Source organism: Armatimonadota bacterium, from assembly GCA_018268395.1.
Classification (GTDB): Bacteria; Armatimonadota; Fimbriimonadia; order Fimbriimonadales; family Fimbriimonadaceae; genus JAEURO01.
Map to the genome: position 1 here is coordinate 134,540 of JAFDWQ010000005.1, position 21,004 is coordinate 155,543.

Consider the following 21,004-nt stretch of genomic DNA (forward strand, 5'->3'; position numbering starts at 1 on the left):
CCGCTCATACCGGTTCCGGGCCGTCGCCGAGCCCGCCGAATTTCCGGAATCGACGTTGGTAGGCTGAGACGGCGTCGAGCAGTTCTTCGGCACCGAACTCGGGCCAGGTGCGGTCGGTCACGAAAAGCTCCGTGTACGCCGACTGCCACATGAGGAAGTTCGACCACCTCATCTCGCCCGCCGTCCTGACCATGAGGTCTGGCTCGGGCACGTCCGGAACGTAGAGGTTGCCGGCGATCGCGGCCTCGTCGACGTCGTCAGGCCCGGCCCCGCTCGCGATCAGCTTCTTCACGGCGTCGACGATCTCCGCCCGGCCGCCATAGTTGATCGCTAGGGTGAACCCGATGCCGGTGTTCGTCTCCGTCGAGGTGACGAGCGACCGGAGGGCGCGCTGCAACGTCGCCGGGAGCTCGTCCAGTCGGCCCGAAACGTACACTCGGACGTTGTTCTCGATGAGCGAGCGGAGTTCCGTCTTCGCCGCGTCCTCGATGAGGCGCATCAGGCCGCCGACTTCCGATTCCGGCCTCCGCCAGTTCTCGGCGGAGAACCCGTAGACGGTCAGATAACGGATTCCGAGCTCGCTGGCCTGGAGGAGGACGTTCTTGAGCGTCCGATAGCCTTCCCGGTGCCCCAACAGGCGCATGAGCCCTTTCTTCTGAGCCCATCGACCGTTACCGTCCATGATCACGGCGACGTGCGCGGGGAGCCGGGACAAGTCGATGCCCCGTTCCTCGGCCCGTCGTCGGATATCGTGACCCTTCGCCTTGGCCGGGGATGCGCCGGTGCGCGCCACCTTAGATCTCCATCAACTCGGCGTCTTTCTTCTTCTGGACGTCGTGGACTTCGGCGACGTGCTTGTCGGTCATGTCCTGGATCTTCTTCTCGTGGGATTTCAGTTCGTCTTCGGAGATCTCTTTGTTCTTCTGCGCGGCCTGGAGATGATGGATCGCGTCGCGGCGGACGTTCCGCACGGCCACGCAACCTTCTTCGGCCCTGTGGTGGACCTGTTTGATCAGTTCCTTGCGGCGCTCCTCCGTCATCGGGGGAAGGTTCAACCGGATGTTCTGGCCGTCGTTGTTCGGCGTCAGCCCGAGGTCGCTCTTCAGGATCGCGCGTTCGATCGCGCCGAGCAGGTTCTTCTCGTAGGGCGTGATCAAGATTTGGCGCGCTTCCGGGATCGTGACGTTGGCGACCTGGCTGACCGGCGTCTCGACTCCGTAATAGTCGACGTGCACCGCCTCGAGGATGATCGGGTTGGCGCGTCCCGTCCGGATGCGCTGAAAATCGTGGGCCGTCACCTCGACGGCGTGCTTCATGCGTTGGTCTGCATCCTGCAGGATTTCTTGGACTGTCATGGTCATTCTCCTTCGACTAGCGTTCCGACCGGTTCCCCTTGGACCGCCCGGACCATGCTTCCTGGCTCGTGCAAGTCTAACACGATGACAGGGAGGTTGTGTTCCTGGCACAGGGCGAACGCCGTCTGGTCCATCACCGCGAGCCGCTTGCTCGTCGCTTCGCCATAACCCAGCGTGGCGTACTTGACCGCGTCGGCGTGCTTCTTCGGATCCTTGTCGTAGACGCCGTCGACCTTGGTCGCCTTGATGAGGCAGTCGGCCTGGATCTCCAGAGCGCGCTGGGCGGCGGCGGTGTCGGTCGAATAATAGGGGTTGCCCGTGCCTGCGACGAAGATGACGATCCGGCCCTTCTCCAAGTGGCGCACGGCCCGTCGCATGATGAACGGCTCGCAGACCGCGCTGACGTTGATCGCGCTCAGGACGCGGCACGGGACTCCGAGCTTCTCGATGGCCGACTGAAGGGCGATCCCGTTCATGATCGTGCCGAGCATGCCCATCTGGTCGGCCGAGGTCCGATCGATCCCGCCTGTCTCGCTGAACACTTCGCCCCGGAAGAAGTTGCCTCCGCCGACGACGACCCCGACCTGTGTGCCGAGGGATTGGACGTCGATGATCTCCTTGGCCAAGTAGGTGAGCACGCTGGCGTCGAGGCCGAATCCGGCGCGCCCTGCCAAGGCCTCGCCGCTGACTTTAAGGACGACGCGCGAGTACGACATGCGCCTCTATTTTAACGCGTCGCCGCACCGGAATGGCGGGCTGGCGGGTCAACCGCCGTAAGGGTTTCCGCCGTACGGGTTGCTCCCGCCCGAAGGCACGTCGGACGGCGACGATCCGGGCGACGGGACCCCGCCTCCGGAAGGGCCCGCCCCGCCGGGCATCGACGACCCGCTTCCCGGCATCGGAGACCCGTAAGGCGTCGTCGAAGGCGTGTTCGGCCCGCCACCGTTGTTGGCGTAACCCGTTCCTGGCGTGGTGTCCGGCGCACCGGGATAGAGGCGTTGAGGGCCGCCTTGGCCCAACGTCGCGTCCCTCGGCTGCATCAGCAGGCTCTTGTCGGTCGCCGCGTTCGGGTCGTCGCCGTAGGGCGTACCGGGAGGGAAGGGGTTCGAGGCCTTGGCCGCCTCGGACTTCGGCTGCTCCGGGTTCGGGGCGGGCCGGCGGCTTTCGTTGAGCGGGATCGGGACGGCAGGCCCCGTCGGTTCGCAGCCCCACAGGCACCCCACCGCCAAGATCAAGACGGCCGGTCGGCGGATCATAGTCTTCTAGACGGTCTCCGGACGCCAAGAGTGCCCGCGCCGCCCTCCGAAAAGAAAGGCGCCCTGCCGGACGTTCGGTCGGACAGGGCGCGGACAGAGGGACGCCAGGGTTCAGGACCCGACGGCGATCCGCTCGTACTGGAGGACCGTGATCGGCCCGCCGCCGACCTTGCCTTCTTCGGCGAGGTAGGCGGACACGGACTTCTTGGCGTCGGTGTACATCGGTTGTTCGAGCAACACCTGGGCCTGATAGAACTCCTTGTTGACGCGGCCTTGGGCGGCCTTCTCGGCGATCTCGGCGGACTTGCCTTCGTTGATCGCGCGCTGCGTCTCGATCTCGATCTCCTTCGCGATGACGTCCTGCGGGACGTCTTCCTTCTTCAGAAAGCTCGGCGAGAACGCGACCGTCTGGATCGCGACCTGGAAGCCGGCGTCCTTGAGGTTGCTCGCGTTGCCGCTGACCTCGACCGCCGCCGCCTTCTTCGAGTCGTGGTGGTTGTAGACCGCGAACACCCCGCCCGTGCTTTTGAGCAGGACCGCCTTCTTGAGGACGATGTTCTCGCGGATCACGGCCACGGCCTCTTCGAGGAGCTGCGACACGGGCTTGCCGTCGACCACCGTATCGGCGCCGGCCGATCCGGCCGCGAGCATGCCGTTCGCAATCTGGTCGACGAGGGCCTTGAACGTGTCGTTCTTCGCCACGAAGTCCGTCTCGCTCTCGATGATGACGCCGACCGCAGTCTTGCCGTCTTCGGCCGCGACGAACTTGGCGATGCCTTCGCTCGTCGACCGGTCGGCGCGCTTGGCCGCGGCGGCCTGGCCCTTTTCGCGCAGGATCGCCTTCGCCTTGTCGAAGTCTCCGCCCGCTTCTTCCAAAGCGGCCTTACACTCCATCATCGGCGCGTCGGTCTCTTCGCGCAGTTTCTTGACGTCGGATGCACTGATGCTCATATCGTTTCTTTAGCTCTCCTGGGCCGGCTCCGGGGTGGCTTCCGCCGTCGCGGCGGCAGGTTCGGGAGCAGGCTCGGGCGCAGCTTCGGCCACGGTCGTCGCGGCAGGAGCGGCGGCTTCCGGCTCAGGCTTGCCCTGGGCGCCGGGGACGCTCTTGTCCGGCTCTTCGCCGAAGGCCCGCAGGAACTCCTGTTCGACTTCGCCGAACGCGACCGGAGCGGTCTCTTCCTCGGACTCGCCCGCCTCGCCGACGACGCCGGCGCTCGCGCCTTCGTCGATGTACGGCTTGACTTCGATGATCGCTTCGCTGATCTTCTGCGTCACGAGCCGGATCGAGCGGATCGCGTCGTCGTTGCCGGGGATGACGTAATCGGCCAAATCCGGGTCGCAGTTCGTGTCGACGATCGCGACGACCGGGATGTTGAGCTTCTGGGCCTCCTTGACCGCGATGCCCTCTTTATTGAGGTCGACGACGAACATCAGCGCCGGCATCTCCTCCATCGAGCGGATGCCTTCCAGGTAGCGGTTCAGCTTGTCCCGCTCCTCGCCGCGCTTGAGCTGCTCCTTCTTGGGGAGTCGGCCCATGTAGCCCTCGTCCACCATGCGGTCGAGCTCTTTCAGGCGCTGGATGCGGTTCTGGATCGTGTTCCAGTTCGTGAGCATGCCGCCGAGCCACCGCTCGGTGACGAAGTACTGGCCCGAGCGCTGGGCGGCCTCTTTGACCGCGGCCTGGGCCTGCTTCTTGGTGCCCACGAAGAGGACCGTGCCACCGCCCTCGACGACGCGCTGCACGTGGTTCAGGGCGTCTTCGAACAGCTTGATGGTCTGGTGAAGGTCGACGATATAGATGCCGTTGCGAGCGCCGTAGATGTAGCGTTTCATCTTCGGGTTCCAGCGCCGTGTCTGGTGACCGAAGTGGACGCCCGCCTCGAGCAGCTCTTTCATGCTGAGTTGGGGCATATGCGGTTTCCTGGGTTGTTCCTCCGGACTTGGCAGAGTTCCGCCCGATTCCCTGCTTCGAGAGACCCAGGGGCGCGCACAAGTCCGTGCGTATTGGCTTTCGCCGGGGTGGAGTGTACCTGGGCGGTGGGGCGGGGGTCGGGAACCAGGCGCCCACTCCCGACTCTCGTCTTACCGACCTTGGGGTCGCGCTCGTCCTGGTGGTCGAGCTCTTGCGAGACCGCTCACGAGGAGGGTCGGGCACCTGCGAGACCGGCAACCTGGCGGCGGGTGGCCTGACCATGGGTGACCGCCTCCAGGGTGGCCGGGGTGAACGGGATGGACCGTGCCCGTTGCACCCCGGTTCCGAAGGAACGTCTTCTGGCGAGGTCCCGCGGACAAGGACAGAAACGCTCGCTCGGTCCACGGGCCATGCCGAGGGCAGAAAGGAGCGTTTTGTCCTTGCCACCCTGTAAGGTTGTACTTCAAGCGGGTAGAGGCCCGGTGTTGGCGACTGTGACCAGGCCCATGGTCGAGCCCAGGATGGCCCATAGGGGAGCAGATCGACTCACTTTGATACCCTCAAGCGCAGGATAGCGCGGGTTGACGTCTAAGTGGTCGTGTTTCCTTGCCCATCCTTTACATCAGGTACTTTCGAGCGTCCCATCGGGTATATGAAAATGAAGGGCACGACCAAGAGGGCGATCAAGCCTGCGCCTCCAAGGACTTCCCAAGGAAATCCGTTGTCTCCGACGCCTGTGGTACTCGCGGCTGCAATCCGGGATTGTTGAGTCTCTGAATTCTGCTTTGTCCCAGTTGTGATGTACTCCAAGAGTGGTTCGCCAGTCTCAGCGTCAATTCCGTACTCACCTAAATCGGTCGAAAGAATAGCGGCAACCCTGGCCTCGTGCCTTTGAGCCACGTCTACCCCATGTGTCGAGAGCATTGCCTCTGTCCCTCCTGGTCTTACTTCGAACCTAATACTGTCTTTGACGTTGTTGTCACCCGGCCACGAATACTGATCTGCCCGCGTACTGTCGCCACGAGAGGAGTAGTACTGGCGACAAGCCTCGAAAGTTGCTCTAAACTTCTCGGCTGCTTGTTCGCTGGTCATTAGCTTAAGTGGAGGAACGAATCGCCAGAGAGTGGAAGCATTGGAGGACAGTACATTGCCTGAAACAACGTCCAGTGTTACTGATGCTGAATTAGCGAAGCCAGCGTAGCCTACGACTGTCTCAATGAACATGCATTGCCACCTATCAGCCTTGTTCAGCCGATCTTTGGCCGCGCCTGGTTCATCTGCAATCTTTCTGATGCTCTGTTCCTGCCAGTCGATGTCATCGAGACCAGATGCCGCAAGGAGCTGTCGTGCCCTTTTCCAAGCATCGGCGTCGCTCTTGATAACCCTTAGTTCACCTGCCAACCTTACTTTGAGCTTCTCGCCTGCCGTGACGTCAGAAAAGCCAACTAGATCCCCCGACTCCGAATTGATCGCCATGATGAACGAACTGTCCGCAGGCATTGCGCTCCATAGTGGCGGATCGCCTTTAACTCGCTGGACACTCCGCATTTGAAGGTCGTCACTCTTGTAAGGTAGATCGAGGCTCTTGACATACGACGCAACTAACGCCTTCGCCGCAGCCTCGTCATATTTCTGTTGAGACTGGGCGCTTACCGACAGGAAGAGTGTAACAGTGACGGAGCAGATGGCTGCGTGCTTCATAGTGGTCTATACCATTGTCCAGGAGTGATTAGATAGTGAGTGTGCGTGTAAACTCTCTTGATGCGCGTGTACTCATCACCGAAGATCGGGCAATCTGAGGAAGTTGAGGCAAGATGGCTTGTACTACCGACATGGACAGGATCGGCTGTCTCAGAGTTCAATGTTAAGAACGTGTCGCGCGAAATTTGCACGGTCTTTCCAACGACAAGGAAACGAAAGAGCCATGAGACCCTGTTTTCTGCCTCGCGCAGGTATACGACGTCGCCCCAACCTATCATAGCTTGGTCAACTATGTCCGCTGAATATGCATCGTAGTATGGATACAATACGGTCTGAAAGTCTGAAGCGGAACCGCTGTTGCAGAAGTCCATTAGGGCAAAAGCCACGTAGGGATTATCAGTACTGTTTAGTGGTGGATACCCCGACCCGTTGCGGAGAGTGCGAACATTCTGATAGTCTTGTTCGCCGGAAACAGGCAGGGCATACATGCGCTCAATTACGGGTATTAGATTGTTGGTCTGATGCGCGGCACTGTTGCCATGGGTCGCCACGTAGTAAATCCCAGGATTGCTCATGCTGTCCGTGATGTCCAGACAAGCCCAACCGTATGAGGTGGTCGTTAAGAACCCGTAGTTGTGCCCAGTCAGCTGTGTGACTAATTCGGTCACGCCGTCTCCGCCGTTGTACTGAAGGAAGTCGTGTCGACCAAAGCCGACACAGCGGTTCTTGACTTCGACGAAGTTTATGTCTTGAGCGATATCCCCCCATTGGTTTTTGCCCTTCATTTTGACTTCGACAATTGAACCGTTCGCAAAGTGGGTGCTGTCGAACATGATTTCAAGAACGATCTCAGGGACGTACTGCCCTTGATTGGGGTGAACCCAGTGGTGAACCAATTCCCCGTTCAAGTAGAGCCACGCTTCAACAATCTGTTCGGGATTCTCGTCCCGCCATACTTTCCCTGAGGCCCTTGCCTTGGTACCAGAAAAGTAGTGCGGCATGGAGTCGCCAGGAACTGGGACGGACGCCTGAATGGCTTGTGCCCAGACAAAGGTCATGGCAAGAAGTACTGCCGCACTTGACCTCCTAATGTTTTCAACCCATCGAACCATGCCTTAATATATACCACAAGATTGCTAGGGTAAAGTCGCTGCCTCCAGACTCCGGACACAACCTCATTCCGCACACCGCCGATCCGTGCCTGGAGGCTTCGTCCGCACCGGCTCACAACGCGCGGACGGGTGGCCTGACCATGGGTGACCTCCCGAAGGGTGGCCGGGCTGAAACGGGATGGTCCGTGCCCGTTTGCAGCCCGGTTCCGAAGGAACTTGCCTCCGTCCCTGGATCTGCGCGGTAGGGACTCGCAGCCACATGCATGGTTCTACCAGGGGTTGGTGCAGCGGACGTCATGTTAGGGCGCTTTTCTTTTGCTGCCTCCAGACTCCGGACACCACCTCAGACCGCACGCCGCCGAACCAGTCTGGAGGCTTCGTCCGCACCGGCTCACGACGGGTGGCCTGACCATGGGTGACCTCCTCCCGGGTGGCAGGGGTGGAACGGACCTTCAAGAGCCTGGGCTGTCCGCAGGGGACCCGTTCCGAGTCCAAACCGGCGGGTTTCTTGCCTCGCTCCAGGTTATGGCTGCCTCCAGACTCCGGACACCACCTCACACCGCACGCCGCCGGACCTCGTCTGGAGGCTTCGTATGCACCGACTCACAACGCGCGGTTTCACGGGCCTGTTGCTGCCTCCAGACTCCGGACACCACCTCAGACCGCACGCCGCCGAACCCTAGTCTGGAGGCTTCCTCCGCACCGACTCCAAGTCTAGACACGCCGTCGTGAGGAAAACGTCGGCATCCGGGCCACCCCGGTTCTGATCGTGCCGTCTCCTGGCCAAGCAGGGGGAGGATTACCGCCGAAGCCGTCCGTCAAGCCTCCAGACGAGGTCGGCTTCTCGTCGACAACCCGAGAACTTTGGCGTCTGGAGGCAGCACGAAGTCGATCACGGTCCTCGGCACGGTTGCCGGCAACATCCAGGCGGGTACACGGTTGGTGAAGGCACGGGTGCGCGTCTCTGTGAACGGGCCTGCCGCCCTCGTGGGACGTGACTAGGCTGTGAACGACCGCGGTGCGATCAATACCAAGCCTGGTTATCCTGTCGGTGGCGACTGCTCATGGCGCTGCTAAGATCATAAGACTTTGGGAGTCGTGCACAATCTCGTTCGGTCAGGGCCACCGGAAGCCTTGGCTGCGTTCTTGAAGGCGAATCCCAAGGCGAGCAACGAACTCGACGAGGACGGTCGCCCGCCGCTTCACCACGTGCTTAAGGACGAGGAGCCCTCTCCTGAAATCGTGCGCCTGCTGCTCGAAGCCGGGGCCGATCCTCTGTTCGTCTACGTTGACAAGTTCCCTGAGCCTCCGGAAGGGCTTGACCTCGATTCGATCCTTTCCGACGAGCTCGACCTCGACCTTCCGAGCGAAATGATTTCGGGTTCATACGAGATCCGCGAGCCGCTGTTCGAGCTGGCGATTCTTCAAGGCGACTTCGACACTGTCCGACTATTCGTCGAGCACGGGGCCGACGTCCATGCCGCCAATTCCAGTGGTTACTCTTCCCTGTTGAGCGCCGTCTATGGAAGGAAAGAGAATCTGCCGCTGATCGAGTACCTCATCGGCCTTGGCGTCGATCTGATGCAGCCGAGCCAATACGGTGAAAGGCCCCTGACCGCTTCGGCGAAAAACGGCAAGTACTCTTATGTAAAAGCGCTCGTCGAGGCCGGTGCACACGAGGGTGTGCTCCAGTGGACGCCGCTCATCCGGTCGGTTGCGATCGGTTCGATCGAGGACGTGGAACGTGAGCTGACCCGAGGTCCGGATCTCGAAGCACGCGACGCGTCGGGGCACACGGCCATGGATGTCGCCATTTTGAAGGGCGACATCGATGCGGCCATGCTGCTCCGTTCCTCCGGAGCGGCATTCTCAGCCACAAACGGGCGTCAAAATTCCGCAGTCTGCCTTGCCGTCCTCTCGGGAAGCACCGGCCTCGTCCAATGGTTGGTCGCCGAAGGTTGCCCGGTCGATAGCGTGGATAGAACGGGAGACACGGCGCTCGTCGTGGCCGTACATTCGGGTGACGCGGCGATGATCCGGACGTTGCTCGACCTAGGCGCCGACCCGAACTTCAGCATGGACTATTCTAGCGTCTTCGATGGGCTCGTAGACAAGGAGAGCATCATTAGTCTTCTGAGCGCCGGTGCCGATCCGACCCACCTGCGGTCTGACAATATTAGGGCCGTCTTAGGTTTCGGGCGAGCAGAGTTCGACAGTTTGGACTCTGTGACGGTCGCGGAGTACCGAGCGGCCAAGGACCCTCGCGAAGGGAGGTCGAACCCAGAGGACATGACCGGGCCGTTCAAGGTCGCAATGGTCAAATCGGGCTTTGACGCCTACGGCGCGCGTCAGCGCTTCAATGATCCTTCGAAATATGTTTGCCCGGTTCCTGGCTCGCGAGGCACTCCCGTCTGGTGCGCGGCCCGGTTTGGGCAGTCCATGACCATCCTTCCAGACGGTCGTGTGGTCTTGATCGCAGGCGAGCACGAGGACTGGTACGACCCAGATTTCTGCATCTACAACGACGTTATCGTCGGCTGGCCGGACGGGGAGCTCCGCATCTACGGCTATCCGTTTTCGGTCTTTCCTCCGACGGACTTCCATACGGCCACTCTATTAGAGAGCTCTATCGCCATCATTGGCGGTCTGGGCTGTCTCGGGGAGAGGCAGGGAGACACGCCGGTCCTGAAACTGTCTACAAATGACTTCCGGATGGAGCCCGTGGCCACGAGCGGCCCATCACCCGGTCGGGTCTTCAAACACCGCGCAGAGTTGAGCGACGGCAAGATCAAAGTGTGGGGAGGGCAGGTCGTTAGGTTCATTGGCGGCAAAGAGGAGCACGTCCAGAATACGGCCGTCCATCTCTTGGATCTCGCAACAATGACATGGACAGCGGTCGAAGTCGGCGGGTGGCCAGACCTTGGTGACCTCCAGATGGGTGGCGGATGGCCTGACCATGCGTGACCTCTCGCAGGGGTAGCCGGGCTGAAACGGGATGGTCCGTGCCCGTTCGCACCCCTGTCCGTCACACGGACCCTTAAAGCCTGGCCGTCATGGGTGCATTCGCGCTGTCGCGAGCCTCTCTTCGACTCCAAAAGGGCCGTTCCCGTGCCCCGTCCTAGGTTCCTTCGTACGCCACCCTCTGTGCTCGACACGTGCTCGACACGTGCTCGGAACGTGCTCGGAACGGCCGTGTCGAGCACGTGTCGAGCACATCCGGAGCACACGTCGAGCACAGACAGAAGCTACAGACGGCGCGTGGGCCGACCCAAGACGGCCGCGTCAAGAGTGGCCGTAACAAGGTGCCACGACCCTCCAGGCGGACAAAGCGACGGGACCAGGGGAAGGCGCTCGGCCGGCCCCTGGATCCCTCGGTCAGACGCTCACTTACCGGCCCGCTTGCGCGCCCACCAGACGATGCCGGCGATCGGCAGCCAGACCGGGGCCATGAAGACCAGGTAGATCACGCCGACGCCGATGAACCGGCCGAAAAAGCCGAGCAGGTCGCCCGCGCCCTTCGTCGTCTGGCCGAACCAGTCGTTCGGAGTCGATTCGTCGAGTTGGCCGGACTGCGTCAATGTCAGCGAGACGCGGCTCATGTCGGCGAGGCCTTCGAGCGCCTTCGTCTGGGCTTTCAGACCCGAGATGTCCTGGCGGACGCTGCTCAAGCGGCGGCGGATCTCCAGCCGGATGTCCGACTGCCGGGCCCGTTCCAACTCCTTGATCAGGTTCTGCTCTTCGTCGGCGAGGGCGGTGATGCGTCCCTTGCCGTCGGCGATCGAGGCCGTCACGTCCTGGCCCGTCACGTTCTCATGGTCGACCGTCCCGAGCCTCCGGAGCGTGTCGAGCATGGCCACGAAGCTCTTTTCCGGCACCTCGAACTGCATCGTGGCGGTCGAGGTGTCCTGGCGGCCGTCGTAACGGGTGTCGCCGACGAAACCGTTCATCGCATTGACCTGGCGTTCGACCTCGGCCACCGACTTGCGGACGTCCTTCACTTTGACGCCCATGTCGGCGTTGCGGACGACCTTGCGCGCCGTCTCGACCCCTCCCAGGCCTTGGCGCGGCGTGACGGGCTGGGCGGACGTCGCGGGCGCCTTGTCGCCGGCTGACTGCCTGAACTGCTCGCTGCCGGCCGCCCGGCCGCGCGCCACCCTCTTCTTGGCCAGCTCGACGGGAGACTCGGTCTTCATCTTGCCCGCGACGACGCCGTCGCCGAACTGCGTGCCGTTCGAGGTCTCGCTTTCGGAGGGGACCGGAGCCCCGCCGCCACCGCCGACCGCGATGTCCGCGCCTTTCTCGGCCTGCGGACGCTGCGGATCGGCGAAACCTTCGGTCAATTCCGTCCTCCGTTCCTTGTCCGTCGCACGGTCGGCGTCGGCCTGCGGCAAGGGGGCCGCCGTCGGGCTGGCCGTCTCCACGGCGCTCTTGGCCGCGCCTGCGGCGAATTCCGCCTTCGCTGCGTCGTTGGCCCCCGCGAACGGCACGCCGGGCAACAGCTTGGAGCCGACGAGCCCGATCAGGAACAGGCCGGCCACGCCGGACGCCGCATAGGCGCCCCACTTCCACATCGTCGGCCGCGACCGGACCACACGGTCCACGGCCTTGTCAGCCCCGCTCGCTTGCGGCTCGCGGGACGCGTCTTGGATCTCACCACTGAGGATTTTCATGAACAGGACCTCGTCGCGAAGCGCAGGATCTTGGTCGATGGCGGCTTGGACTTCGGCCGCACGCTCAGGGGACAGTTCGCCGTCAAGGAAAGCCTTCAGGTCGTCACGGATGCTCATGGCTGGACTCCTGAAAAGGACAGATATGCCCTGTCAAACCTTAACGCTTCTACCCGCACAAGTGCCTCCTCATGTGTTGGAACGCATGGTGCAGGCGGCTCTTGACGGTGCCTTCGGGCACGCCGACGATTTCGGCGATCTCGGCGTAGCGCAGGCCTTCGACCTCGTGCAACAGGACGACCTCGCGGTGCTCCTCGCTCAGCCGTTGAAGGGCTTGACGGAGGGCTTCCCGGTCGATCGGGGTCTGGGCCGAGGTGTCGGGCGCCTCCAGCCATGCGGCCAGGGGCAAGGGGTCGAGCCTGCGTTTGCGGGCCATGGTCCGGCAATGGTTGTGCGCGATGCCGAGAAGCCACGTCTCGAACGTGGACTTTCCTTGATAGCGCTTGAGGGACCGTTGCATGGTCACGAACGTCTCCTGAGCGGCGTCCTGGCCCAGGTCGTCGCCGAGCCGCCGGGCGCAGAAACGGAACACCCGGGAATAGTGCTCGCGCACCAGGCTTCCCAGAGCGTCGCGGTCTCCATGCCTCGCTTGCTCGATCCGACCGTCCATTACGGTTCGCTCGTGTCCTGAGTGTCGGGACGGGCGGAGTCCGTTCAACGGTCCCGCTAAAAATCTTGCGGGACGAGGGCGATGCGCTTGCGGACGGCCAAGTCTCGGGCTTGGGACACGGTCAACCGGACAGAAAGGAACAGGAGCAAGGCGACCGCGGCCGCGCTCAGGAAGTTGGAGACGGAGAGGGCCTCGTCCGGGCCGAACGAGAACCGGACCGAGAACAGCAGGACGAGGTCGATCACGGTCATGAAGATCCCCGCGACCAGCCCTTCCAACCGGAGCGGGCCGAGCTGCCGCAGGGAAGGGTGCAGGTGGAGCGGGGGAAGGCGCGTCTCCAAAGAGCCGTGGGGCCGTTCCTTGAGCCAGAGAGCCACGGCCTTGTCCAGGGCGCCTGTGCGTCGGCGTGCGGAATGGTCTTCGAACGGGTCGATGTACTTGTAACGCAGGACGAGGCCGGTCTCGGACTCGATCGGGATCCATCGGGGCGGGCGGCCCTCGTCGATGTTGGGCCGCCTTTTCCTGGGCCACTCTTGCACCGGGGGCACGTCCTCCGCGTTGACGCGGAACACGGTCTGGAGGCCCTTGAAGAAGAGCGTGCCGTCGCTCAGCCAGAGGAACCCTTCGTCGTAGCCCGTCACGACCCCGTCCTGTGCGATCTCGAGCATGACCGGACAGGCAGCGGTCTCCGGCACCTTGGTGCTGAGCCGCTTGAGGCCGGTGCCGATGTCGATGCGGTTGGACAGCCGGTAGTAGAGGAACCCGAGCGCGGCTTGGGCCGACACCATGATGAGGAAGACCTCGAGGTGCTGGGTGAACGACGTCTCCGGGTTCTGGAAGTTGTGGGCGAAGACGAAGTACCAGAGGACGCCGAAGATGAGGAACGCCCAGGCGAAAAACCGGAGCCAGGCCGTCTCGAGGGACGACTCTTCGATCCGCTCTAAGGCGTTCGACGGGATGCGCCACGTGGCTGTCGGTTTTGCGACCATGTCTTCGGTTTCGGACTCAAGCCCGCTGATCGACCCCACCTGTCCAGTCTACAGGCATTTTCGGCCGGCCGTTAGACAAGTCCGACGAGCAGTCCGGCCGTCTCCTCGACGGCCTCGCCGAAAATCCTACACGCGTCCAGCGCCTTGTCCCGGGAAATCACCAACGGCGGTTCGATGCGGATGACGCGCGGGTTGTTGAGCGTATAGGCGGCGACCATGCCGCGCTTGACCATCTGCGCGATCACGAGTTCGCCGACCTCGTCGATCGAGAACTCCACGCCGATCAAGAGCCCTCGACCACGGACTTCGGCGATGAGGTCGTGCTTGGCTTGGAGCTCCCGAAGGGCGGCGGTCATGAGCGCGCCGGTCTCGGCAGCCTTCGCGACGAGGCCCTCTTCCTCAAGGACCTCGAGGGCCGCGAGTCCCGCCGCGCAGGCCAATTGGTTGCCGCCGAAGGTGGACGTGTGCACCAGCGGGTTGCGGCCGAAGACGCGTTCCCAGACGTCGGCGGTGCCCATTGTCGCGCCGATGGGGACGACCCCTCCGCCGAGCGCCTTGGCAAGGGTCATGAGGTCGGGCTTGACGGCGTCGTGGTCGCAACCCCAAAGGTGTCCTGTCCGGCCGAGGCCCGTCTGGACCTCGTCGACGATCAGGAGCGCGCCGTGCATGTCGCAGGCCGCGCGCAGTTCGCGGAGGTAGCCGTCCGGCGGGACGCGCACGCCGCCCTCGCCTTGGACGGGCTCGACGATCATGCAAGCGGTGTCGCCGTCGATGGCATCCGTCGCGGCCTTGGCGTCGCCATAAGGAACGAACACGGCGCCGGGCACGAGCGGCTCGAACGGCTTGCGGAACTTGTCCCGGCCGGTGACGCTGAGCGCGCCCATCGTCTTACCGTGGTAACTGCCGACGGTGGAGACCATCTTCTGGCGCCCGGTCGCGAGCTTGGCGAACTTGAGCGCGGCCTCGACCGCCTCCGCGCCGCTGTTGCTGAAGAAGGTGAATTCGAGCCCTTCAGGGGCCAGGCCCGCGAGCCGTTCGGCGAGCTCGCCTTGGACGGGGTTGAAGAAGGTCTTGCCGCTCATCGGCATGGCGTCGAGCTGGCGCTTGACCGCTTCGACGACCTTCGGGTGCCGGTGGCCGAGGGTAAAGACCCCATAGCCGCCGAGGCAGTCGATGTACTCCTTGCCGTCCTGGTCCCAGACGGCGGACCCTTCGCCGCGCACTTCGACCCCGAACCCCGCGAAGCTCATGAGCTTGGCGAGCCCGGGGTTCACGTGCTCGGCATAGCGTCGGAGTGTGGCTTCGGTGAGCGCCTCGGCATCCATGCGGAGATTGTAGTTGGCCGTCTTGGTGCGGCGGTAGGCAGAGGGGAAGTCGGTCGAGGGGACGAGCGGTGCTTTTCTCTTCATAAGCGCCCCCTCCGTCCCGCCGGAGCGGTCCACCTCCCCCGATGCCGCGCACGATCATCGCGGAATCAGGGGAGGACCCGCAATCCCGACATTGGGGCCTTGATAGCCCACGCGGTTGGACAGGGCGTCCGGCCACCTGGTTCCTCCCCTGATCGGCGATGGTTCGTGCGCCTATCGGGGAAGGGCACTATGACTCTTGCACATTGGTCTCGAGAGCGGGAGTCTTGAGTGCTCATCCTGACTTCTGTCTCAGAAGAAGCGAGGCTAGCCATCGTGTAATCTCAAATCGTGACGGCCTACCAGCGGTGGCAGAGAGCGAGGCGGATGCTCCTGAGTGTGTGGGTCGTGGCGGCCGTGCTGGCGACCGCTGCTTAGGGCGTACTCCACGTTCGATTCGCCGTGTCGACGGTAGCGCTCTTAGGCTGCCTCGGCAGTCTTTTCTTCATCGTCTTTGCGCCTAAGACTGATCCCGAAAGATAGCCCGCGTGCTTCAGCCACGTCTTGACCTACTGGGAAGGGCTGTTACCCCCTCCGTCCCGCCGGAGCGGTCCACCTCCCCCGATGCTGCGCACGATCATCGCGGAATCAGGGGAGGACCTGTGCCGATTACCTCGTGCTTCCGGCAACAGAGCCTTGAGCACGCCGCCGTACCGCTTCCGATGTGATTACTGACTTGCGTCCACAGGGTCCTCCCCTGATCGGCGATGGTTCGTGCGCCTAACGGGGGAGGTGGATCCCGGATGTCCGTGCCGGGAGACGGAGGGGGTCGCGTACATTCGACGGTCAGTGCCGCCGACTTCGCGTTCCGGAACCGCCAAACCACGCTGCTAGAGAGCGCTTAAGACCGATCCCCAACGATAGCCCGAGTGACCAGCGGGTCGATCGAGATAGCACGGGAACGGCATGATAGAATGCAGTCGTGCCGCTGACACCCATGTCGAGGTTCGAGTTTTGGCTCGTGGTCGCGACCTTTGCTGCGGCATTGACCGTGGGAAAGGTCTTCGGGCCGGCTGCAGGGTTCGGTGTGATCTTGTCCGGATCGCTCGTCAATGTCATCGTCCGCTTGTCGTCCCAGAGATCCGGCGGGACGAACCGTTAGGCCGCCTCTCGGTGATCGGAGTGTGCGGGGTCTTGTTCATTCGACGGTCAGGGCCGCCGACTTCGAGTTCCGGAACCGCCTGACCACGGTGTCACAAAGCCCTCGGAACGCCTTGATCCCCGACGCACGCCGAGACGCGGCCACAGGCTTCACCGCCCCGCCGCTGATCGCGCACGGCAGCATTTCGGCCTTCTGGAACGTGCGACCTTCGAAAGTCAACCGGAATATCCCGGTCGATCCGCCCAATGGCGACACGAGGTTTCCGAGCGAATAAAAGACCGGACGCCCGGCGTAGAGCTCGGCCCCTTGGAGCACGTGGGGATGTGCGCCAAGTACGCAGTCGGCTCCTGCCTCGATCCACTTGCGGCCGAGTTGGACCTGATAAGCGTTGGGAACAGTCTTGCGCTCGGTCCCCCAGTGCGACCAGACCACGACGACGTCCGCCTCCTTGCGCGCAGACGACACGGCCGCTTTCAGTCTCCGCGAGAGCGCCTGCGCTTCGGTTGGACGGGCCGCGCCCTTCCGACCCTTGCCCACGGGGTCGAGCGCTACCGGCAGTCCGGCCAGCGTGGCGACGCCCGGGGACGAAGCCGTCGCCGGAGTGCACTTCCAAAGGGCGCCCGGAGTCTGGAACGCGTGGAACGACAAGAAGGCGACCTTGAGGCCGTTCTTGAGCTTGACGACGCGGTGTTCCACGGCCTGGGCGGCATCCTTGCCCGCTCCGCACCAGGCGATCTTCTGACGGTCGAGGGCGGCGGTCATCTGGGCCAACCCACGAGGGCCGTAGTCCATCGCATGGTTGTTGCCCAGCGACACGAGGTCGAACCCAGCCGCCGCCAAGTGCGGCGCGTGGCGCGGATCGGCCTTGAGGACGAACTGGGTCTTGGCCTTGAGTTCTGCCGCCGACTTCCGAGCCGTCGGCGTCCGGGAGTCCGTCAGCGGGATCTCGAGGTTGGCGGTCGCGAGGTCGGCCTGGCGGAACCATGGGGCGACGCCCGTGAAGACGGCTGAAGAGGGAACGACGGCGTTGAGCATGACGTCGCCTCCGACGACCATCGTCCAGGTCTGACCCGAAAGCGCCAAAGAAAGCAGCACGTTGAGTCAGACGGACCGACGGCCCCCGACGCCGCCCAAAAGGCATTCTGCACTTTGAGATCAAGGTACAACTCGGGGAACGCCCGCCGATGGAACCGACCGACCCGAAGTCGAGCCTGAGATCCGTTTTCGCCGCCGTCGCCGCCCTCCTTGTCGTCTGCTTCATCGCCGTGTTCTTGGCTGGCGGTCTCGCCCTTGCATCGGCTGAAGAGGGGACCGCCCACTCCCGCACGTCCCGGTTGTTGGAGGTCGTCCTCTCGCGGATGAGGGACATGGAAACGGGACAGCGCGGGTATCTGATCACGGGTGAGGCCGGCTATCTGCAGCCTTATCGCGAGGCGTCGTCCGCTCTCGCGGCCAGTATCGAGGACTTTAAGGCGACGGCCGAAAAGACGGGCGTACCGGCCGCGGACGTGGACAAGTTGACCGGATTGATTTCGGCCAAGCGCGCCGAGCTCCTCGACACCGTCGAAACCCATGACCGCGAGGGTCGGGACGCCGCCGTCCGGAGGGTCCAGTCCGGAAAGGGCAAGGCTCTCATGGACGAGATCCGGGCCGTCGTGCAGACCCTGCAGGCGCAGCAACAACGGTTGATGGACAAGAACGCCGTCGACCTGGCCCGGCTCACCGTCTTCCGTACCGTAGCGTTCGGGGTCGTGACGGCCTTGAGCCTCGTGGCGCTCGCTTCGGCCTACCGTCGGATCGGCCGTGAAACGGCACGGCGGTATGAGGCGGCGAAGGAAACGGTCCTCCAGAAGAACCTGCTCGAAGTCACCTTGGCGAGCATCGGCGACGGAGTCATCGTGACCGATACCGCTGGCCGCGTGACGTTCCTGAACGCCGTCGCGAACGACTTGACGGGATGGGGACAGGAAGCCGTCGGGCGACCGTGCGCGGAAGTCTTCGACATCGTCAATGAGGAAACCAGGCTGCCCGTCGAAAGCCCGGTCGACAAAGTCATCCGGTCAGGCGTCGTCGTCGGTCTGGCTAACCACACCGTCCTCATCAAGAAAGACAAGTCTGAACTCCCGATCGACGACAGTGGGGCACCGATCAAAGACGCCGACGACGTGTTCCACGGCGTCGTCCTCGTGTTCCGGGACTTCAGCGAGCACAAACGCGCGCAGAAGGAGCTCAAGGCGGCGAAGGACCACGCGGACATCGCGAGCCTTGCGAAAGACCGCTTCATCGCCTCCTTGTCGCACGAGTTGCGGACGCCTTTGACACCGGTCATAGCGCTTCTGTCCTCGTGGCAGTCCGATCCGACGTTCCCAGAGTCTCGCCGCGGCGACGTCGACCTGATCCGGCGGAGCCTCGACCTCGAATCCCGCCTCATCGACGACTTGCTCGACCTTTCCAAAATCATCCAAGGCAAGCTTTCGATCGCCTTCGAGCCGACCGATCTCCACCAAGTCTTGACGTGGACGCTTGAACTGTGCACCACGGAAGCCGAGCAGCGGGGCGTCGCTTTACGTCCGGCGCTGCTGGCCCGGTCGACCTCCGTGCAAGGGGACCAGGCCCGCCTGCACCAAGTGTTCTGGAACATCGTCCGGAACGCCGTCAAGTTCAGCGAGCCCGGCGCCGAAGTCCGCATCGAGACGCGGGACTTGGACGGGGGCCAGATCGAGATCACGGTCAGCGACGACGGTTTCGGCATGGACGTCGAGACGCTCGACAACCTGTTCGAGCCGTTCCAACAAGGTGCAGGAGCAAGCCGGTTCGGTGGCCTCGGTCTCGGACTCTCGATCTCGAAGGGACTCGTCCTGGCACACGGAGGCGAGATCTTCGGATCGAGCGACGGTCCAGGCAAGGGGTCGAAGATCAAGGTCGTCTTTCCGGTCCGATCGGCGACGACTTTCGAACACGCCCCCGGCGGCGTCGTCGATTCCGCGACGGAGGTCAAGCCCTTGCGTGTCCTCCTCGTCGAAGACCACGTCGACACCGCAACGATCGTCGCCAGACTCTTCGAGGAGAGCGGGTACCGGATCAGCGTCGCTCACGACGTCGCCGGGGCGATCACCATGGTCGAAGGGTCTGGTCCTTTCGACGTCATGATCAGCGACGTCGGCCTTCCCGACGGGACCGGATACGACCTTCTGGCCAGAATCCGGTCGTCTGAAGCGGGACAGGGGACGCTCCGGGCCGTGGCCCTGACAGGCTACGGTATGGACGAAGACGTCCGTCGGTGCCGAGAGGCCGGGTTTGACGAGCACCTCACAAAGCCGGTGGACTTCACTAGGCTCCTCAAGACCGTCGTGCGGTTGGGGAGCGGGGAAGCCGACTAGCGGACCAGACCCTCAACGACCTCCCCATGGACGTCGGTCAACCGGAAGTCCCGACCCTGGTAGCGGTAGGTCAGACGTTTGTGGTCGATCCCGAGTTGATGCAGGAGTGTCGCTTGAAGGTCGTGGACGTGGACGGGATCTTTGGTGACGCTGTAACAGAAATCGTCGGTCTCGCCGTATACGGTGCCGCCCTTGAACCCGCCGCCTGCGATCCAAAGGCTGTAGGCGTCACCGAAGTGGTCGCGACCATGGGCGTCTTTGCGGTTGATGTCGCCTTGCACGAAGACGGTCCGCCCGAACTCTCCGCACCACAGGACGATCGTGTCCTCGAGCAGGCCTCTTTCCTTGAGGTCTTTGACAAGGGCGGCCGAAGGTCGGTCGGTGTCGCGGCACTGGACGGCGAGCTGCGTCGCCAGGTTCTGGTGCTGGTCCCAACCCGAATGCATCAGTTGGACGAACCGGACGCCGCGCTCCACGAGCCGCCGGGCAAGGAGGCAGTTGCGCGCATAGGAGCCAGGACGATGGACGTCGGGCCCATAGGCTTCGAGCACCGACGCGGGTTCCTTGCTGATGTCGAGAAGTTCGGGGACGCTGGTCTGCATGCGGAACGCCATTTCGTACTGGGCGATCCGGGCCTCGGTCTCGGGGTCGCCAAAGTCCTCGTGCCGTTTCCGGTCGAGCTCACCGATGTCGTCCAAGAGCCCGCGACGGAGCTCGGGCGACATCCCCGGCGGGTTGGAGAGGTAGAGGACGGGCTGCCCTTCGCTCCGGAAGCGCACTCCCTGGTATTGGGACGGGATGAAGCCGCTCCCCCAGTAGTAGTCGTAGAACAACTGGCCGCACGTCTTGTCCTGGTCGGACGAGGTCATGACGATGAACGAAGGCAGGTCGTCCGTCATCGTGCCTAGCCCATAGGACGCCCAGGCGCCGAAACTGGGTCTGCCGGGAATTTGGCTTCCCGTCAAGAACAACGTGACTCCGGGGGCGTGGTTCACGGCTTCGGTGTGCATCGATCGGACGAGACAGAGGTCGTCGGCTATCGAACCGATGTTCGGGAGCAGCGAGCTGAGCCACGTGCCCGATCGGCCATATTGCTGGAACGGCTCGATCGCCGGGAGGACCGGGAACTGCTTTTGTCCGCTCGTCATCGTCGAGAGGCGTTTGCCGGCGCGTACGGACTCGGGCAACTCTTCGAGCCGGTGGCGTTCCAGGCCCGGCTTGTAGTCGAACAGGTCGACCTGGGAGGGCGCGCCGCCTTGCCAAAGGACGATGACGCGTTTGGCCTTTGCCGGAAAGTGTGGGACGCCAGGTCGTCCACCGTGCCGCCCACCGTCCTGGGCGAAGGCCTGTTCGGACAACATCGCGGTCAAGGCGAGCGAACCGAGACCCGTCGCGGTCTTCCCGAAGAACTGCCGACGGGTCAGGCGGAGGTCGCGTTCGAATCGCAGGTTCAT

General features: G+C 63.3%; 16 protein-coding genes and 1 pseudogene. 3 read left to right on the forward strand and 14 right to left on the reverse strand.

Annotated features, from left to right (window positions below):
* Positions 1-4: 4 nt before the first annotated feature.
* From uppS to JST30_10325, 8 genes and pseudogenes are all read right to left on the reverse strand, one after another.
* Positions 5-715 (reverse strand): di-trans,poly-cis-decaprenylcistransferase, encoded by a 711-nt coding sequence (uppS, locus tag JST30_10290; GenBank protein MBS1714711.1) that lies wholly within the window; start codon positions 713-715, stop codon positions 5-7.
* Positions 716-794: 79 nt separating this feature from the next.
* Positions 795-1,355 (reverse strand): ribosome recycling factor, encoded by a 561-nt coding sequence (gene frr, locus JST30_10295; protein MBS1714712.1) that lies wholly within the window; start codon positions 1,353-1,355, stop codon positions 795-797.
* Positions 1,356-1,357: 2 nt separating this feature from the next.
* Positions 1,358-2,071, reverse strand: a complete 714-nt coding sequence (locus JST30_10300; GenBank protein ID MBS1714713.1) for a UMP kinase — start codon at positions 2,069-2,071, stop codon at positions 1,358-1,360.
* A gap of 48 nt (positions 2,072-2,119) precedes the next feature.
* Positions 2,120-2,611 carry a hypothetical protein gene (locus tag JST30_10305; GenBank protein ID MBS1714714.1) on the reverse strand — a complete coding sequence of 164 codons (492 nt, stop codon included), beginning with the start codon at positions 2,609-2,611 and terminating at the stop codon, positions 2,120-2,122.
* Between the two features lie 111 nt (positions 2,612-2,722).
* Entirely contained in the window at positions 2,723-3,562 is an 840-nt protein-coding gene (tsf, locus tag JST30_10310; protein MBS1714715.1) for a translation elongation factor Ts, read from the reverse strand.
* A 285-nt stretch (positions 3,563-3,847) separates the two neighbouring features.
* Positions 3,848-4,522, reverse strand: a pseudogene (gene rpsB / locus JST30_10315) (30S ribosomal protein S2).
* Between the two features lie 589 nt (positions 4,523-5,111).
* Entirely contained in the window at positions 5,112-6,224 is a 1,113-nt protein-coding gene (locus tag JST30_10320; GenBank protein ID MBS1714716.1) for a hypothetical protein, read from the reverse strand.
* Complete coding sequence (locus tag JST30_10325) at positions 6,221-7,282, reverse strand: hypothetical protein (GenBank protein ID MBS1714717.1); 1,062 nt, start codon at positions 7,280-7,282, stop codon at positions 6,221-6,223. Before JST30_10325 ends, JST30_10320 begins: the two co-directional genes overlap by 4 nt.
* Positions 7,283-8,434: 1,152 nt before the next feature.
* Between JST30_10325 and JST30_10330 the strand changes: the two genes are divergently transcribed.
* Positions 8,435-10,300, forward strand: a complete 1,866-nt coding sequence (locus JST30_10330; protein ID MBS1714718.1) for an ankyrin repeat domain-containing protein — start codon at positions 8,435-8,437, stop codon at positions 10,298-10,300.
* A gap of 419 nt (positions 10,301-10,719) precedes the next feature.
* On the opposite strand, the gene JST30_10335 is transcribed toward JST30_10330, so the two are convergent.
* The 4 genes from JST30_10335 to JST30_10350 are packed head-to-tail and all read right to left on the reverse strand — an operon-like array spanning position 10,720 to position 14,987.
* Positions 10,720-12,123, reverse strand: a complete 1,404-nt coding sequence (locus tag JST30_10335; protein ID MBS1714719.1) for a DUF4349 domain-containing protein — start codon at positions 12,121-12,123, stop codon at positions 10,720-10,722.
* A 49-nt stretch (positions 12,124-12,172) separates the two neighbouring features.
* The gene (locus tag JST30_10340; GenBank protein MBS1714720.1) at positions 12,173-12,673 is read right to left on the reverse strand and encodes an RNA polymerase sigma factor; all 501 of its coding nucleotides are present in this window, start codon (positions 12,671-12,673) and stop codon (positions 12,173-12,175) included.
* A 56-nt stretch (positions 12,674-12,729) separates the two neighbouring features.
* Positions 12,730-13,701: a hypothetical protein gene (locus JST30_10345; protein ID MBS1714721.1), complete on the reverse strand. Its 972-nt coding sequence runs from the start codon at positions 13,699-13,701 to the stop codon at positions 12,730-12,732.
* 32 nt (positions 13,702-13,733) lie between these two features.
* Positions 13,734-14,987: an aspartate aminotransferase family protein gene (locus JST30_10350; GenBank protein MBS1714722.1), complete on the reverse strand. Its 1,254-nt coding sequence runs from the start codon at positions 14,985-14,987 to the stop codon at positions 13,734-13,736.
* 1,003 nt (positions 14,988-15,990) lie between these two features.
* On the opposite strand from JST30_10350, the gene JST30_10355 reads away from it, so the two are divergent.
* Positions 15,991-16,170: a hypothetical protein gene (locus JST30_10355; protein MBS1714723.1), complete on the forward strand. Its 180-nt coding sequence runs from the start codon at positions 15,991-15,993 to the stop codon at positions 16,168-16,170.
* 36 nt (positions 16,171-16,206) lie between these two features.
* Here JST30_10355 and JST30_10360 read toward each other — a convergent pair whose 3' ends face one another.
* Positions 16,207-17,265 carry a CapA family protein gene (locus JST30_10360; GenBank protein ID MBS1714724.1) on the reverse strand — a complete coding sequence of 353 codons (1,059 nt, stop codon included), beginning with the start codon at positions 17,263-17,265 and terminating at the stop codon, positions 16,207-16,209.
* A gap of 89 nt (positions 17,266-17,354) precedes the next feature.
* On the opposite strand from JST30_10360, the gene JST30_10365 reads away from it, so the two are divergent.
* Entirely contained in the window at positions 17,355-19,550 is a 2,196-nt protein-coding gene (locus JST30_10365; protein MBS1714725.1) for a CHASE3 domain-containing protein, read from the forward strand.
* Here JST30_10365 and JST30_10370 read toward each other — a convergent pair.
* Positions 19,547-21,004 carry a DUF1501 domain-containing protein gene (locus tag JST30_10370; GenBank protein ID MBS1714726.1) on the reverse strand — a complete coding sequence of 486 codons (1,458 nt, stop codon included), beginning with the start codon at positions 21,002-21,004 and terminating at the stop codon, positions 19,547-19,549. The two genes, JST30_10365 and JST30_10370, sit on opposite strands and share 4 nt — an antisense overlap.

What these genes read in the sequence shown, in the direction of transcription:
- JST30_10335 (MBS1714719.1), bottom strand. Translation starts at nt 12,123, where the DNA reads ATGAGCATCCGTGACGACCTGAAGGCTTTCCTTGACGGCGAACTGTCC.
- JST30_10305 (MBS1714714.1), bottom strand. Translation starts at nt 2,611, where the DNA reads ATGATCCGCCGACCGGCCGTCTTGATCTTGGCGGTGGGGTGCCTGTGG.
- JST30_10320 (MBS1714716.1), bottom strand. Translation starts at nt 6,224, where the DNA reads ATGAAGCACGCAGCCATCTGCTCCGTCACTGTTACACTCTTCCTGTCG.
- frr (MBS1714712.1), bottom strand. Translation starts at nt 1,355, where the DNA reads ATGACAGTCCAAGAAATCCTGCAGGATGCAGACCAACGCATGAAGCAC.
- JST30_10300 (MBS1714713.1), bottom strand. Translation starts at nt 2,071, where the DNA reads ATGTCGTACTCGCGCGTCGTCCTTAAAGTCAGCGGCGAGGCCTTGGCA.
- JST30_10340 (MBS1714720.1), bottom strand. Translation starts at nt 12,673, where the DNA reads ATGGACGGTCGGATCGAGCAAGCGAGGCATGGAGACCGCGACGCTCTG.
- JST30_10370 (MBS1714726.1), bottom strand. Translation starts at nt 21,004, where the DNA reads ATGAACCTGCGATTCGAACGCGACCTCCGCCTGACCCGTCGGCAGTTC.
- tsf (MBS1714715.1), bottom strand. Translation starts at nt 3,562, where the DNA reads ATGAGCATCAGTGCATCCGACGTCAAGAAACTGCGCGAAGAGACCGAC.
- JST30_10365 (MBS1714725.1), top strand. Translation starts at nt 17,355, where the DNA reads ATGGAACCGACCGACCCGAAGTCGAGCCTGAGATCCGTTTTCGCCGCC.
- JST30_10350 (MBS1714722.1), bottom strand. Translation starts at nt 14,987, where the DNA reads ATGGATGCCGAGGCGCTCACCGAAGCCACACTCCGACGCTATGCCGAG.
- JST30_10325 (MBS1714717.1), bottom strand. Translation starts at nt 7,282, where the DNA reads ATGACCTTTGTCTGGGCACAAGCCATTCAGGCGTCCGTCCCAGTTCCT.